Origin of the sequence: Micromonospora zamorensis (assembly GCF_900090275.1) — a bacterium.
GTDB classification, from domain to species: Bacteria; Actinomycetota; Actinomycetes; order Mycobacteriales; family Micromonosporaceae; genus Micromonospora; species Micromonospora zamorensis.
The window spans coordinates 5,781,766-5,797,379 of record NZ_LT607755.1; the positions used below are offsets into that span (position 1 = coordinate 5,781,766).

Annotated in this window: 13 protein-coding genes; 8 read left to right on the top strand and 5 right to left on the bottom strand. The window is 73.0% G+C overall.

Features of this window, described 5'->3' with window-relative positions:
* Positions 1-3: 3 nt before the first annotated feature.
* On the bottom strand, positions 4-900 hold the full coding sequence (locus tag GA0070619_RS25800; RefSeq protein ID WP_088950431.1) for an ABC transporter permease: 897 nt from the start codon (positions 898-900) through the stop codon (positions 4-6).
* Positions 900-3,764 carry an alpha/beta fold hydrolase gene (locus GA0070619_RS25805; protein WP_088950432.1) on the bottom strand — a complete coding sequence of 955 codons (2,865 nt, stop codon included), beginning with the start codon at positions 3,762-3,764 and terminating at the stop codon, positions 900-902. Before GA0070619_RS25805 ends, GA0070619_RS25800 begins: the two co-directional genes overlap by 1 nt.
* A gap of 373 nt (positions 3,765-4,137) precedes the next feature.
* Here GA0070619_RS25805 and GA0070619_RS25810 point away from each other — a divergent pair, with 373 nt between their 5' ends.
* The 8 genes from GA0070619_RS25810 to GA0070619_RS25845 all read left to right on the top strand — a co-directional run bounded on the left by GA0070619_RS25810 (position 4,138) and on the right by GA0070619_RS25845 (position 13,409).
* Entirely contained in the window at positions 4,138-5,310 is a 1,173-nt protein-coding gene (locus GA0070619_RS25810) for a hypothetical protein (RefSeq protein ID WP_088950433.1), read from the top strand.
* Positions 5,297-7,864 carry a sensor histidine kinase gene (locus GA0070619_RS25815; RefSeq protein WP_088950434.1) on the top strand — a complete coding sequence of 856 codons (2,568 nt, stop codon included), beginning with the start codon at positions 5,297-5,299 and terminating at the stop codon, positions 7,862-7,864. Before GA0070619_RS25810 ends, GA0070619_RS25815 begins: the two co-directional genes overlap by 14 nt.
* Positions 7,861-8,334, top strand: coding sequence for a roadblock/LC7 domain-containing protein (locus GA0070619_RS25820; RefSeq protein ID WP_088950435.1), 474 nt, complete (start codon positions 7,861-7,863; stop codon positions 8,332-8,334). The genes GA0070619_RS25815 and GA0070619_RS25820 overlap by 4 nt, the downstream gene beginning before the upstream one ends.
* Positions 8,331-8,816: a DUF742 domain-containing protein gene (locus GA0070619_RS25825; RefSeq protein ID WP_088950436.1), complete on the top strand. Its 486-nt coding sequence runs from the start codon at positions 8,331-8,333 to the stop codon at positions 8,814-8,816. The genes GA0070619_RS25820 and GA0070619_RS25825 overlap by 4 nt, the downstream gene beginning before the upstream one ends.
* Positions 8,794-9,555 (top strand): GTP-binding protein, encoded by a 762-nt coding sequence (locus GA0070619_RS25830; RefSeq protein WP_172862120.1) that lies wholly within the window; start codon positions 8,794-8,796, stop codon positions 9,553-9,555. Before GA0070619_RS25825 ends, GA0070619_RS25830 begins: the two co-directional genes overlap by 23 nt.
* A gap of 38 nt (positions 9,556-9,593) precedes the next feature.
* Entirely contained in the window at positions 9,594-10,121 is a 528-nt protein-coding gene (locus tag GA0070619_RS25835; RefSeq protein WP_088950437.1) for a hypothetical protein, read from the top strand.
* Between the two features lie 36 nt (positions 10,122-10,157).
* Positions 10,158-12,383, top strand: coding sequence for an AAA family ATPase (locus GA0070619_RS25840; RefSeq protein ID WP_088950438.1), 2,226 nt, complete (start codon positions 10,158-10,160; stop codon positions 12,381-12,383).
* Positions 12,384-12,485: 102 nt separating this feature from the next.
* Positions 12,486-13,409 (top strand): SMP-30/gluconolactonase/LRE family protein, encoded by a 924-nt coding sequence (locus GA0070619_RS25845; protein WP_157744084.1) that lies wholly within the window; start codon positions 12,486-12,488, stop codon positions 13,407-13,409.
* A gap of 69 nt (positions 13,410-13,478) precedes the next feature.
* On the opposite strand, the gene GA0070619_RS25850 is transcribed toward GA0070619_RS25845, so the two are convergent.
* The 3 genes from GA0070619_RS25850 to GA0070619_RS25860 all read right to left on the bottom strand — a co-directional run bounded on the left by GA0070619_RS25850 (position 13,479) and on the right by GA0070619_RS25860 (position 15,593).
* Positions 13,479-13,988 carry a GNAT family N-acetyltransferase gene (locus tag GA0070619_RS25850; protein ID WP_088950440.1) on the bottom strand — a complete coding sequence of 170 codons (510 nt, stop codon included), beginning with the start codon at positions 13,986-13,988 and terminating at the stop codon, positions 13,479-13,481.
* A 149-nt stretch (positions 13,989-14,137) separates the two neighbouring features.
* Positions 14,138-15,025 (bottom strand): hypothetical protein, encoded by an 888-nt coding sequence (locus GA0070619_RS25855; RefSeq protein WP_088950441.1) that lies wholly within the window; start codon positions 15,023-15,025, stop codon positions 14,138-14,140.
* A complete protein-coding gene (locus GA0070619_RS25860; RefSeq protein WP_088950442.1) occupies positions 14,994-15,593 on the bottom strand; it encodes a DUF3618 domain-containing protein in 600 nt (199 codons plus the stop codon). The genes GA0070619_RS25855 and GA0070619_RS25860 overlap by 32 nt, the downstream gene beginning before the upstream one ends.
* Between the last annotated feature and the right edge of the window lie 21 nt (positions 15,594-15,614).

Genomic DNA, 15,614 nt, shown 5'->3' on the forward strand with positions numbered 1-15,614 from the left:
CCGTCAGCTGGTGATGTCCTTGCGGGTGAAGCGCCAGAACGCCAACCCCCAGAACAGCGTCGCGTAGCTGATCGCCGAGATGCAGCCGCGTACCACGTCGTCGGTCTGCACCGGGGTCGAGAGCAACCCCAGCCAGGCGGTGCTGAAGTGGGTGGGCAGGAAGTCGCGTACCGCGCCCAGGGCGGTGATCTGGTCCAGGATGCTGGACAGGATCCACAGCAGCACCGCACCACCCACCGCGCCCAACGCGGCGTCCGTGGTCACCGACAGCAGGAACGCCAGCCCGGCCACCACCAGGAGTACGACCGCCAGATAGCCGAGCACCGCCAGCAACCGGAGCAGCCCCTCGGTGGGTTCCAGCTCGGCGGCGACAGTGCTGCGCAGCGGCGACCAGCCGTAGCGCAGGGTCCCTGCCAGCAGCGCGGTGCCGGCCAGCAGGATCAGGGCCAGCCCCGAGTACGCGAGCGCGACCACCAGCTTCACCGTCAGCAACCTGGCCCGGGGCACCGGGATCGCCAGCAGGTAGCGCAGGCTGCCCCAGCTCGCCTCACTGGCGACGGTGTCGCCGCAGAACAGCGCGACCACCACCACCAGCAGGAACGACGCCGAGACGAAGATCGAGAACAGGGTGAAGTTGAGGCCACCCGAGGTGGCCAGCTCGACCAGGCTGGAGAACTCGTTGCGACCGTTGTCGTCGTCGCCGCCCGAGTCGAACTGGAACGCGATCAGGATGATCAGCGGCAGCAGCACCATGAACCCGAGCGCCAGCTGGGTGCGCCGCCGGGACGCCTGCCGCCGGAACTCCGCCGCGAAGGGCATGGTGGCCGACGGCCGGTAACCGCGGGCCGCACCGGCCGGGTCGGTCACGCCCAGCGGCGTCTCGACGGAAGAGCCTGCCATCACCGGTCACCGCTTCCCCGAGAGTTCTCGCCCACCAGGGCGAGGAACGCGTCCTCCAGGCGCCGCCGGGGCACCACCCGGTCCACTCCGATGCCGGCGCGCACCAGCTCGGCCACCACCTCGCTGCGGGCCGTGCCGTTGGTGTCGACCACCAACTGGCCGTCGCTCTCCGGTAGGACCCGGACCCCGTGCAGCCGGTCCAGCACCGCGCGCGCCGCCACCGGGTCGGTGACATCGAACAGCACGCTCGGCGACTCGCCCACGATCTCCTCCACCGGCCCGGACGCCACGATCCGGCCCTTGTTGACCACCACCGCGTGCGTGCAGGTCTGCTCCACCTCGGCCAGCAGGTGGCTGGAGACCAGCACGGCGCGCCCGTCCGTGGCGTAGCGCTGGAGCACCCGGCGCATCTCGGCGATCTGCGGCGGGTCGAGCCCGTCGGTCGGCTCGTCCAACACCAGCAGCTCGGGAAGACCGAGCATGGCCTGGGCGATGGCGAGGCGCTGACGCATCCCGTGGCTGTAGTTCTTGATCTTCCGGTGCACCGAGTCGCCCAGTCCGGCGATCTCCAGCGCCGCGTCGAACTGCGCGTCCTCCCACGGCCGTCCGGTGGCCCGCCAGTACGCCTTGAGGTTGTCCAGACCCGACAGGTGCGGCAGGAAGCCGGGGCCCTCCACCAGCGCGCCGATCCGGGACAGCACCGGCGAGCCGGGCACCAACCGGCGACCGAAGACGTAGATCTCCCCGGCGGTCGGCTGGGTCAGCCCCATCAGCACCCGCAGGGTGGTGGTCTTGCCGGCGCCGTTCGGCCCGAGCAGACCCACCACCTGACCCGGGTGCACCTCGAAGTCCACGTTCGACACCGCGACGAAGCCGTCCGCGTACTCCTTGCGCAGTGCGCGCACGGCCAGCGGGGTGTCCGCGTACTCCGGGTGCACCGAGCGGTCCTGGCGACGGTGCCGGCGGCGGACCACGGCGACGACCACGACGAGCCCGACCGCGATGGCGGCGAGCAGGCCGGCGAGCACCCAGCGCCAGAGCGTCGCGGCGGTGGGGATCGGCTCGCCGCTGACCGTGGGCAGGGTGACCGCGCCGTCCACCGCCACCGTGTAGACGGTGGGCTGGGCGGGCGTGGTGTACGCCTGGTCGGAGGTGGCCACGACGAGGCGCAGCCGGTGGCCGGCCTCCACCCGTCGGACGATCCCGGGCAGCGTCACGGTGACCGGGCGGGCGTCCTGCACCTGCTGCGGCAGGCCGGTGAGCCGGATCGGGGCGACCAGCCCATTCGGCAGGGTGGCCGCGCCGTCCGGGTCGACGTCGTAGAGCTTGACGAACAGCACCGCCTCGCCGGTGGGCGACGCGGCCCGCACGGTGACGGTCGGCGCACCGGCAACGTCCACCGCCTCGGTCAGCGGCGTCGACTCGAACCGGGCGTGCTGGCCGGGCACGTCACCGGCCACGCCGTCCAGCAGCGAGGCGAGCCCGCCGGCGAACGGGATCGAGGAGATCGCAGCCGGGTTGCCGTTGGGCGGGTTGGCGATCGGCTGGGCCGGGCCGGCGACCGAGATCTCCCGGCGGGCGTTGCCGGTCAGGCCCGGGTAGTCGGCGCGGCGGAAGCCGGTGGCGACGAGACCCCTGTCGAGCGCGTCGAAGCCGGCGATCCGCGACCAGGTGAAGTCGTCGCCGGGCGCGTCGCCCTCGCCCTTGACGTAGTGGTCGAGCCACTGGACGGTCAGGAACTTCACCCGGTCTTCGTCCGAGCGGGGTCCACTGCCACCGTCGTGCCCGCCGGTGAACCAGGCGACCCGCACCGGGGTGCCGGCGGCGGCGATGCCGCGCGCGTTGGCGTCCGCCTCAGCGAGCGGGAAGAGGGTGTCCGCCTCACCCTGCACCAGCAGGGTGGGCGCCTTGATCCGGTCCAGGACACCCGCCGGGCTGGATCGGCGCAGCAGGTCCACGGCGGCCTGGTCGGCCTGACCGGTGGTGGCGATCCGCAGGTACGCGGCGCACACGTCGGCGGCGAACCGGCCGCAGGACGGGTCGGCGGCACCGGCCGGGGCGCCACCGGGACCGGTGCCCGGGCCAGCGCCCGGCCCGGGACTGGGCGGACCGGCCGACTCCGGGGCTCCCTGCGGCTGGGCGGCGGTCGCACCGGACAGCCCGGCCGGCCCAGAACCGACGTTGCCACCGCCACCGAAGAACAGACCGGCCCAGCCCTTCTTGAACACGCCCTCGGTCGGCGCTCCACCGGTGCTCTCCGGCAGGAAGGCGCGGGACAGGTCGTTCCAGGTGATCATGGGGACGATCGCGTCGACCCGACTGTCCTGGGCGGCCAGCAGCAGTGCCAACCCGCCGCCGTACGAGCCACCGACCACACCGACCTGCGGGTCACCGGTGGCGTTGGTGCGCACCTCCGGCCGAGCGGCCAACCAGTCCAGCAGGCGCTGAGCGTCGCGCACCTCGTGGTCCGGGCTGTCCAGGTGGATCTCACCGCCGCTGCGGCCGAAGCCCCGGGCCGTCCAGGTGAGCACCGCATAGCCGCGCCCGGCGAACTCCTCCGCGTCGGAGCGCACCGACTCCTTCGTGCCGCCGAACCCGTGTGCCAACAGCACCGCCGGCACCTTCCGCCCGGACGACGCGTCGTCGGGCAGGTAGAAGGTCGTGTCCAGGTCCACCGGCTGGTCGCCGGACGGTCCGGAGCGGACGGTGAGCATCGCGCTTTCGGTGCGTACGCCCGGCCCCTGCGGCCACACCGCCCAGGTCACGGCGGCGGCCAGCAGCACGACGACCGCCCCTGCGGCAATCGCGCGACGGCGGGTGGGCAGGGCACGCCGGAACCACGCGGCCGGCGACGGCGATGTCATGCGGCACACGGTACGGCCCGCAGCCTGAGCGTTGGCTGAGATCCGCCGTACGTCCGTCCGGTTGCCCCGATCGGTGTCGAGATGGGTGCGAGCGCGCAACGTCGGACGCGGCACAGTGAGTTGACTTCGGATTCCGTGAATTCCGATCTTTGACGGATATCCACCTCGATCCCTCCATGTCACACCCATCGACGAAACAAAGTGGGCCGGAGGCGCGGACAAATGCTGACATTGCTCGAACTGACGCGAACCTGACTCGCCGACTGAGGTCTGACCGGTAGGCGGTTCGATTAGTTTTCCGGTCCGGTGCACGGGACTTTTCGGCTGACCCGAGACCGCGCCAATTCGCGCTTCCCCGCCGGAGGAGACACACATGACAGTCCCCGCGCCGCGGGCCCGTCGACGGCCGTCCACGCTGGGCCGACTGCTGCCGCTGCTGCTCGTCGGGGCACTACTGGCGCCCGTGGGTCTGCTCGTCACGTCTGCCTGGCAGCAGACCAGCGACGACCGGACCCTGGCCGCCCGCGAACGACTCGGCGTGCAGTACCTCGGTGCCCTGGCCGGGGTCACCGACGCCCTGGTCGAGGCCCAGTCGGCCGCGGTCAACGGTCGCCCCGTCGCCCGGGAGGCGTTGGACCAGGCGGTCGAGAAGGCCGCCGCCGTGGACGCCCGCATCGGCGTCGAGCTGCTCAGCCAGGAGCGGTGGGCAGGGGTACGCGCCAAGCTGGAAGCACTGCGCGGCCGCAGCCCCGCCGACCCGGAGTCCGCCTACACCGCGTACGGCGAGGCTGCCGACCTGCTGCTGGCCCTGCACCGCAAGGTCCGGGAAAGCTCCGGACTCGTACGCGACCCCGCAGTGGACTCCTTCTTCCTCCAGGACAGCGCCGGCGAGGAGCTGCCCGAGGCGGTGGTGGCCGCCGGCCGGCTCGCCGACCTGGGCACGCTGATCTCCCGCCGGCCCGCCGCCGAGCAACCCCGTGGCCTGATGGAGCTGACCGGCCTGCGGGTCACCGCCCTGGCGCCGGCCAACGACGTCGTGGACAACCTGCGCTCCGCCGTGGACGGCTCGGAGAGCACCGATCTCGGCGCCAACGTGCTGACCCCGCTCGACACCTACCAGCGCTCGGTGGAGGCGCTGGCCGCGTTCTCCACCCCCGGCCGCGGAGGCGTGGACCAGGGTCAGTTGGCTGCCGCCGGGCTCAACACGCACCGCGCGGCGCGCCAACTTCAGCCGGTCATCCTCGCCGAACTGGACGCCCTGCTGGTCGAGCGCATCGACGGGCTGGACCGGGACCGCTGGCTGACCATCGCCTCGGGGGTCGTCGCCGTGCTGTTGCTGGGCTGGCTCGCCGCACTGCTGATCGGTGCGGGTCGCCGGGCCCGACGCCGGGCCGCCCTGGCCACGACCCACACGGACGCCCCCGAAACCCCGTCCCGGGCAGACCCCTGGCAACCGGCCGCCTCCGAACCGCGAGAGCTGCAACCGACCGGCGCGCTCCGGGCCCCGGAGACTGCGCAGTGGGGGGCATTCGATGCTGCTCGGTAGGCTCCGCATCCGCGGCAAGCTCGCGCTGCTCGTGGTGATCCCACTGCTCAGCATGGTCGGCCTGGCCGTGCCCGTGATGCTCGACCGGGTGGCCGCGGCACAGCGGGCCGGCGACACCGCCGACCGGGTACGACTCGCCAGTCGCGTCGGCAGCCTGGTCCAGGACCTCCAGCAGGAACGCATCCTCTCCGTCGGTTTCCTGCTCGGCCGGGTCGACCGGAGTGAGCTGATCCGCAAGTCCGCCGACGTGGACGACCGGGTGGCCGACCTGCGGGCCGACGGGAGTGACGCGCTGACCGACCGCGTCGACCGTGCCCTGGACGGTGTGTCCAGCCTCAGCGACCTGCGCACGGCAGTGCTGGCCCGGGCCGCGAACCCCGGGCAGGTGATGAACGCGTTCGGCCCGGTCAACGTGGGCATGATCGACTCGCTGCGGCTGGCGTTCGGTGTGGACACCGAGACGCAGGCGGGCCGTCAGGTGCTCGCCCTCGACGGGCTGCTCCGCGCCGACGAGGGCCTGGGCGCCTGCGCCACCCTGAGCGTGCTCGTCAAGGTCATCGGCAGCCCGGACACCAGCGCGGCCTACGTGGCGTGCATCGCCGCGCTCCAGGTCGACAGTCGGCGCTTCCGCGCCCTGATCACGCCCGAGCAGCTCGCGGTGGCCCAGCTCAACGACGCGGCGGTTGCCGCGCGTACCAGCCCCGACTTCCTGGTCACCAGCGCCCGGGACCCGGCCGGCGCAGTCCGCGACGTGCCGATCGAGGCGCTCTTCCCAGCCGTCCGCACGATGATCCGACTCGGCCAGTTCGTCGAGAAGAAGCTGGTCGCCGACGTGCTCACCGAGGTGACCGCCGAGCAGCGCCGGGCGCTGACCGCCGCGTACCTGGTCGGTGCCGCGACGGTGCTGATCCTGATGCTGGTGGTGATGCTCAGTGCGGCGGTCGCACGGACGGTGGCCCGACCGCTGACCCGCCTCACCCGCTCGGCCGACCGCGTCGCCCGGGTCGCCGAGGCCGAGCTCGTCCGGGTCACCGACGACGAGACGGAGAGCTCACAAGCGGTCCGGCTGGAGCCGGTGGACGTCCGGGCCAACGACGAGATCGGCGACCTGGCGCGGGCCTTCGACCGGGTGCAGACCACCGCCGCGCGGCTGGTCGAGCGGCAGGTCGCCGGCCGACGCAACGTGGCGCAGATGTTCGGTCACGTCGGGCGGCGCACCCAGAACCTGGTGGGCCGGCAGATCGCCCTCATCGACCGGCTGGAGCAGCAGGAGGCCGACCCGGGCCGGCTGGAGCACCTGTACCGCCTCGACCACATCTCCAGCCGGCTGCGGCGCAACGCCGGCAGCCTGGTGGTGCTCTCCGGCGCGGCCGGGGCCGACGCGCACACCGCGCCGGTGCCGCTGGCCGACGTCGTCCGGTTGGCGCTGGGCGAGATCGAGGACTACACCCGGGTGGAGGTGCGGGTGCCGGCGGGCATCTCGGCCGCGCCGGCGGTGGTCGGTGACCTCATCCTGGCGCTGGCCGAGCTGATGGAGAACGCCACAGTCTTCTCCCCGCCGCACACCCGGGTGCTGGTTGCCGCCGAGGCGTCCGGCCTCGGCGCCCGGATCACCGTGGTGGACCACGGCATCGGCATGGGCGAGCAACGGCTGGCCGAGGAGAACGCCCGGCTCACCCGCCGGGAACGGCTCGACCTGGCACCGACCGAGGTGCTGGGCCTGTTCGTGGTGGGCCGGCTTGCCCGTCGCCACGGCTGGGAGGTGGGCCTGACCGCCACCGGCGGCGGTGGGGTGACCGCACACCTGGAGATCCCGTCGGCGTCACTGGTGCTGCGCCGCGCCGACCGGGCCGGGGCCGCCGTGGCCCGGGCCGCCGTGCCGGCACGGGACCGACGTACGGCCACCCCGGCGGTCGACGACCACGACACGCGGTCCCTCGCGGCGGCCGTCGCCGCGCCGGCCCGCTTCGACTCGGACCTGCTCAGCCGAGCCACCCGCAGCCTGGAGGCCGGCCCGTCCTGGAACGCGTTCGGCCCCGGCCAGACGGAGCAGGTCGCTCCCGCACCCCAGGCGCCGGAGCCGTCGGGCACGCCGGCCGGACCGCGGGTCCGGCAGCGGGTGCCCGGGGCCAGCCTGCACGCCACCGCCGCGCCGACCCGGCCGGTGGACGCCACCGCCGCGGACCCCGCCGCCGCCCGCGCCCTGGTCGAGGCGTTCCAGGCCGGGGTACGCCGGGCCGAGGCCGCAGCCGGTGTCCGGTCGACCATGGCGGATCCGAGTGTGACCGTCGACCTGCCGAGCACACCGGGCGGCGCCGGCCCGACGGTGACGGACAACGCGGGACCGTCGGATGGCACGTCGGGTCGGGGCCGGCTGAGCCGGCGGGTGCCGGGGGCGAACCTGACCGCCATCCCGGCCTGCCAGCCGCCCAGTACGCACCTCGGTGACCCGGCCGAGGTCCGAGATCAGATCAGCGAGTTCGAGGAGGGCGTCGCCCGCGCTCTCCGCGAAGTCAGCCCAGACCACCGGAACGAAGAGGGATCATCACGGTGACCAGCCCCTTCCTGCACGACAACGTCGACCAGAGCCCGACCGGCGCCATCGGGGACCTCAGCCCGGAGGCTCGCACGTTCAACTGGCTGCTGGACTCCTTCACCTCCAGCACCGCCGGGGTCCTGGAGGCGATCGCGGTCTCCTCGGACGGCCTGCTGATGGCCATGTCGGCGATCAAGGATCGGTCCAACGCCGAGCGGTTGGCCGCCGTGGTCTCCGGAATGACCAGCCTCGCCGGTGGGGCGGCCAGTTGGTACGCGCTCGGCGGCCTGAACCGGGTGATCGTCGACATGGCCGACGGCTATCTGCTGATCAGCGCGATCAGCAGCGGTTCCGTGCTCGGGGTCGTCGCGGACCGGTCGGCCAACCTGGGCACCGTCGCGTACGAGATGACGCTCTTCGCCGGGCGGGCCGGTGGCGCCCTGACCCCGCGGTTGATCGTCGAGTTGAAGAACGCCGTCCAACAATGACCCCCGAGGTCGCCGGCGAGGATCCGGACCCGGACCCCCGGGTCCGGATCCGCCCGTACCTGCGCGCGTTCTCCCCGACCGGGGAGAGCGTGGCGGCACCGGCGCTGCCCGAGCCGGAGGAGGGTGGCGGTGGGCCGGCCGGTCCCCGTCCATTCGTGCTCACCTCAGGGCGGGTGGCGGGTGCCGATCCGGCGATCGGGCTGGAGACGCAGGTGACGGTCCGCCCGGACAGCGGCTGGTGGAGCAGCCCTCCCGGGGTCCTGATGGCACCGGAGATCCAGGCGATCATCGCGCTCTGCGCCGAGCCGATCTCGGTGGCCGAGATCTCGGCCCGGACCCGACTGCACTTCGGGGTGACGCGGGTCCTGGTCGGTGACCTCCGGGCGGCCGGGCACCTGGACGTGCACGTCACCGACACCGACGACGCTCTCGACCCCAACCTCATCCTGCGAGTGATTGATGGACTCCGTGCGATCTCCTGAATGGCCGGTCGCCCCGCTCGGCGGGGTAGCCGCGAACAGCGCCGCCGCCCGGTACGGCATGTCATCGGGCACCGGGCCGATCGTCGGGCGGGCCGGGCCGCCGTCGAGCGCTCCGCCGCCGCCGTACCAGCCTCCGTCCGCTACGCGGGCGTCATCGCCGCCGGTCGGAAGACCCGCCGCGCCGCCGGTCCCGGTCAAGATCCTGGTTGCCGGCGGCTTCGGGGTGGGCAAGACGACCACAGTGGGCGCGATCTCGGAGATCGCACCCCTGACCACCGAGGCCGAGATGACCACCGCCGGGATCGGCGTGGACGACCCGGGCGCCCGATCATCCAAGACCACCACCACGGTGGCCATGGACTTCGGCTGCGTGACCATCGACCGCAGCCTCAAGCTCTACCTGTTCGGCACCCCGGGGCAGTCCCGTTTCGGCTTCATGTGGGACGACCTCGCCCGGGGTGCGCTCGGCGCCCTGGTGGTGGTGGACAGCGCCCGGCTGGACGACTGCTTCCCTGCGATCGACTTCTTCGAGCGGGCCGGGTTGCCGTTCGTCGTCGGGGTCAACGCCTTCGACGGGCGGCTGGCCCTGGAACTCGGCGAGATCCGCTGGGCGTTGGCCATCGGCGACCACGTTCCCCTGGTGCAGTTCGACGCCCGGGACCGGCTCTCGGTGCGGGACGCCCTGCTGGTCGTCCTGGACCGTGCGCTGGACCGGGCTACGCGGGACCGGAGGGCCTGAGCTGACCGGCTCCGGCCGTGGCGGGAAGGAGGTCTGTGGTGAGGGGTGACCTGGACGAGACGCTGGCCCGACTGGCCCGGCGCGAGGAGGCACTACGCCGACGGGTCAACGACCGTGCCGACACCACACCGCCCTCGGGTCAGCCCGAGCTCGCGCGCGGCGACGAGCGCGACGCGGTGCCGGGCGGCCACGGTCCCCGTCACGCGGGGACGGACCCCTCGGCCGAAGTGGCCGGTTGGGGGCCGGTCGAGGAGGTGGCCGAGGCGGTGCGTCAGATCGTCGGCGCCCACCCGGGGCTGGCGGTGACCGTGCACGTGGAGCACGCCGGGCGGACGTACCCGTTGCGGGTTTCCTGGGACGGGCCGGACGTCACGGTCGGGCCGGTGCCCCCGGCAGCACCGCCGGTGGCACCGGTGACACCTCCACCGACCTGGCCGCTGTCCGGCCGGACGGTTCCCGGCTGGGCGCCCGGCCCGAACGGGTTGACCCCGGACCCGGCGGCCCGGCTGGCCGAGCTGATCCGACGGGACCCGTCGCTGTTGGACGAGCTGGATCCGCGGCGCTGACCGGCAAGGCTGGCTGTCGGCGGCTACGGTCGGGCAGTGGCGCAACCCGACCTGACCTTGACGGCGAGCCTTCGGCCGGCCGCGCTGGACGCCCGACGGGGCATCGTCCGGCTGCACCCGGAGGCGCTGACCGCGCTGGGGCTGCGCCCCGGCGACCCCGTCCGGCTTGTCGGCCGCCGGGAGACAGCCGGGATCGTCGCGGCGGCTGCACCGGGCGCGAGCAGCGCCCTGCTGTACGCCGACGACCTGATCCTGGGCAACCTGGGCCTGCGCGACGGCGGTCAGGTGCTCCTCACTCCGGTGCCGCTGACCCCGGCGGGCCGGGTCGTCCTGGCCGGCCCGGTGGAGGTGGTCGCGGCGGTCAGCCCGGAGATGCTCCGGCTCGCCCTGCTGGGCAAGGTGCTCACCGCGGGCGACGACGTGTCGCTGCTGCCGCAGGACGTGCTGCCGGACGCGTCGGTGCGCAGCCTGGTCGAGGCGGCTCGACGCAGCCTGGCCAACACGGTCGGCTTCGCCTGGACCAGCACCCTGCTCACCGTGGTCGCGATCGAACCTTCGGCCGGCGCTCTGGTCACCATGAACACGGTCATCGCCTGGGAGCATGGCGCGACCACCCACGGCGGGCCCACCCCGGTCGACACCGCGTCGGGCCGGCCGCGCGGGGCGACCGACGCGACGCCGGCGGCCGACGTGCCGGACGACGCGCCGGACGTGGACGAGCTGCCCGGGCTGCGGGCCCAGGCCGAGGAGCTGACCGAACTGCTCGACCTCGGCTTCCACCACCGGGAGGTGCTGGGCCGGCTGGGCACCACCATCTCGTTGGGCGTGCTGCTCGTCGGCCCGGCGGGCTCGGGAAAGTCGGCGCTGGTCCGCGCCGTTGCCGCCCGGGTCGGTGCCCGCGTCCATCCGCTCTGGGCGCCCGAGGTGGCCGCGTTGACCAACCAGGCCGCAGCCGACCGGTTGCGCGGCGCGGCGGCGAAGGCCCGGGACGGCGGGCCGGCGGTGCTGCTGGTCAGCGACGTCGAGGCGCTCGCGCCGGCGGAGAGTCCCGGCCCGGTGGCGACGGTGTTCCGCCAGGTGCTCACCGAGTGCATTCGAGCCGGCGTCGCCGTGGTCTGCACCACCAGCCGACCGGAGGCGGCCGATCCCGCACTGCGCGCGCCTGACCTGCTGTCGCTGCGGATCAGCATCCCGCTCCCCGATCAGGCGCTGCGCCGCGAACAACTCACAGTGCTCACCCGGCAGGTGCCGTTGGCCGACGACGTCCGGCTGGACGAGGTGGCCGCGCGTACCCCCGGGTTCGTCGCGGCGGACCTGGCCGCGCTGGTCCGGGAGGCCGGGGTACGCGCGGCGCTGCGGCAGAAGTCCGCCGAGACGCCCACGGTGTCGATGGCCGACTTCAGCGCTGCACTGGAGGTGGTCCGGCCGACCACGATGGCTGCGTCCACACTGGATCTGGCCTCGGTGACCCTCGACGACGTGGGTGGCCTGGACGAGGTCAAGCAGACCTTGACCGAGTCGGTGCTGTGGCCGTTGACCTACCCGGACACGTTCGCCCGGCTCGGGGTGCAGCCGCCACGCGGCGTGCTGCTCTACGGGCCGCCGGGCTGCGGCAAGACCTATCTGGTGACCGCGCTGGCCGGGTCGGGGCGGGCCAACGTGCTGTCGGTGAAGGGCGCGGAGCTGCTCTCCAAGTGGGTCGGCGAGAGCGAGCGCGCGGTCCGGGAGCTGTTCCGCCGTGCTCGCGAGGCGGCTCCCACCCTGATCTTCCTGGACGAGGTGGACGCGCTGGCCCCGGTACGCGGCCAGGCCACCGACGGTGGCACCACGGACCGGGTTGTCGCCGCGCTGCTCACCGAACTGGACGGGGTGGAGACGCTGCGCAACGTGGTGGTGGTCGGCGCGACGAACCGGCCGGACCTGGTCGACCCGGCGCTGCTGCGACCAGGCCGGTTGGGACGGCTGGTCTACGTGCCACCGCCGGACGGGCCGGCCCGCTCGGAGATCCTGCGGGCCGCGTCCCGACAGGTGCCGCTGGCCCCGGACGTCGACCTGGCCGCCCTCGGCGACGAGCTGACCGGCTTCTCCGCGGCGGACTGCGCGGCGCTGGTCCGGGAGGCGGCGCTGGCCGCGATGCGTGAGTCGCTCGCCGCCGCCACGGTGACCGCCGAACACGTCGCGGCCGCACGAGCGCGGGTACGCCCGTCACTCGACCCGGCCCAGGTCGCCTGGTTGGCTGCGTACGCCGCCAACCGGGAGTGATCAGAGAAGGACAACCTTTCGTAACACCCCGAGCGTTCCTAGGACGTCACTTTCCTCAGTGGAGTCATCCACTGCGACGTCAGGCGGTGTTCCTTGCGCAAGTTGTCCTCTCTCCTCCTCGTCCCCCTGGTGGTGGCGGCGACCCTGGTCACGGTTGGTGCACCGGCGACCGCTCATCCGGCGAAGCCATTCCCGGCCCGGATCGCCCTGCCGAACGGATTCACCCCCGAAGGGCTGACGATCGGTCGCGGGACGACCGTGTACGTGGGATCTATTTTGGACGGAGCGGTGTGGCGGGGCGACTTACGCACCGGCCGAGGGTCGGTGCTGATCCCCGGCACACCGGGCACCGACAAGGCGGGCCTCAAGCTCGACCCACAGGGCCGACTCTGGACAGCCGACTTCTCCGGAGGCGGCGCCAGCGTGTACGACGCGGGCACCGGCGCCAAGCTGGCCCACTACCAGTTCACCGATGAGCCGGGCAGCTACGTCAACGACCTGGTGATCACGGCCCGGGCGGTCTACTTCACCGACTCGGGCCGGCAGGTCCTGTACGTCGTACCGCTGGGTCCGGGTGGTCGCCTGCCAGCCCCTACCGCGTTCCGGGTCCTCCAGCTCACCGGCCCGGCCGCGACGCCGGACGTCTACCACAACGGGATCGTGGCGCTGCCGGACGGGGATCTGCTGGTCGCGCAGATGCTCAGCGGTCAGCTCGTGCGGGTCGACCCGCGCACCGGCGGCAGCCGCGTCGTCGACCTCGGTGGCTACTCGGTGGAGCGGGCCGACGGGCTGGTGCTGCGAGGGCGCACCCTCTATGTGATCCGCAACCTGACCAACGTCATCGCTGTGGTCCGGATGAACGCCGGCTACACCGCCGGGGTGGTCCAGCGGGAGATCACCGGCCCGCAGCTGCGGTCGCCGGCCACCGGCGACCTGCTCGGCTCGGCGTTGTACGTGGTCAACGGCCGGTTCGACGTGGAGTCGACGCCGAGCACCGACTACGACATCGTCCGCGTGCCAGCCTGATCCAGGCGGTCGGCGGTGGCCCTCCGTGGTCGCCGCCGACCAACTCGGGTCGCCGTCGACCGGCCTCGCTCAGAGCGCGGGCGGCGTCGAGTCGAGGCAGATTTCGGCGTGCACCTTCCCGCCGTCCTCGCGCAGTTTCGCGCCGCATTTTTCGAGTACGGAGACCGCGCCGAAATTGTCCCGGGTCGTCTCCGCCACGACGGCCCGCATGCCGGCCCGCGCGGCCTCGTTCAGCAGCTCGCGCAGGGCGACGACGCCGATCCCCTGGCCCCGGGCCGAGCGCCCGAGCCACATGCCGGCCTCCACCGTGCCGGGCTCGTCACAGCGAGTCATCCGGACCATGCCCATGACCTCGCCGCCGACGAGGATCGCGTACATCTGGGAACCGGTCGGGCCGTCCAGGCCACCGAAACTGGCCCGGTGAAAGTCCCGGAACGCCTCCCGGCGGGCGAGCGACCAACCTGCGGGCGCCTCGACCGGAGGCATCACGTCATCCGGCTCGGCCTCGGCAGCCGCTACGGAGAGCAACGGCTCCAGGTTCTGCTCGTCCACCGGCTCCAGCCGGACCGCACCCGCCACGTGCCGCAGTCTGCCGGCCTCAATGGTCGAAGTCCACCCCATTGGACATCCAGTGGCGGTCCGGTCAGTCGTACCGGCCGGTCGGGCGGCGTGGGTGTTCCTCCTCACGCTCCGTTGTCACCCGTCGGGGTAGAAAATTCCTGATCCGACTACTCGAACTCGCAGAACACCACCGAGGCGTCGTCGGTGGGCTTGTGCCGGCGCAGCCGATCGGGGTGGTCGCGCTCGGCGGCCCGGACCCGGTCGATCAACCCGCCCGGCCCGTCGGTGCTCAGCAGGTCCAGCAGACCGGCCCAGTCGGTCAACCCGAACTGCTCGACCGCGCTGGACGCGCCGTCACTGAGCAGCGCCGCCCGGCGTACCGCCGCCGGGCCGTGCCGTGGCAGGGTCCCGGTCACCGCGTGGAAGGCCGCGTCGGGGTCGGCCGCCGCTACCCAGTAGCCGTGGGTGCGGTTCATCCGCTCCCGCTGGACGCTCACGGCGTGCCGGAACCGGGTGACCGGGTCCGCCCCACCACCCGGCACGGCCGCGACCGTCTCCCGCAGCTCCGCCATGGCCGTGTCCAGCCGGTTGTCGGTCACCACACTGACCTGGCCGCCGGTGTCCAGGACCAGTGGACTGTCGCAGAGCACCAGGTAGTCCACCTGGTCGCCGCAGTCACGCAGCAGGCAGACCGTGCTGGACGGGGTGCCCGGATGGTCGAGGTCGCACTGCCCGCCGTGGTCGGCGCGTACGGCGAGGATGGCCGCGGCCAGGTTGCTGGTCAGCCGGGCCGCCGGGCGGACCGCCTCCGCCACACCGATCCGGGCGGCCAGGTGCCGGACGTACCACTCCGGCCCGTGAACGCAGCCGGTGTCGAAGCCGTCCGGCACTGTCGCGCCGTCCAGGACGCCGACCAGCGGACCGAACCGGAAGACCAGGTCCTCATTGACCGGCCGGGCCGGGGCCGGTGCGGACGCGGAACGTACCCGCATCACCCGCCCCGGCCCCGACGCGCCCATCGGGTCAGCGCTGCCGAACGTCGTCGACGGCCGCATGGGCCTCCCCCTGCACCTGACCGGCGGCCGAACGGCCCTGGTCGCGGACGGCGGACATGCCCTGCTGGGCACTGGACCGCACCGACTGTGCCGCCTGCTGTGCGGGCTCCCGCAGGTTGTCCTGCACCTGGTGGCCGACCTGACTCGCCTGCTCACGCAGCTGGTCAGAGTGCTCACTCACCATGGTCCGCGCACGCCCGGCGAGTTGCCGCTCGCGCCCGCTCGGCGGGATGAGCGAGGCAGCCAGCAAACCGACGCCGAAGGCCACCAGGCCAGCGGCCATCGGGTTGCCCTGAGCCCGCTCGCGGGACTGCTGCCCGAGAGAATGGGTCTCTTCGCGGACCGAGCCGGCCATGTGCGACATCCGCTGGCTGGCCTCCTGCCCCATGTGACTCGAGCTGCCCATCATCTTCTCCTTCGCTCGGGTGAACGCATCCCGGGCCTGCCCGGCACGGTCACCGGCGATCCGACGCGGGTTGACCTTGTCAGTCAGCGCGTCGACGTCATAGCTCAACTCGGTGCGGGTGGTCTCGATCTCCCGCCGGATCCGATCCGGATCACTGGACATGATCTGTCTCCTCCCGACTCG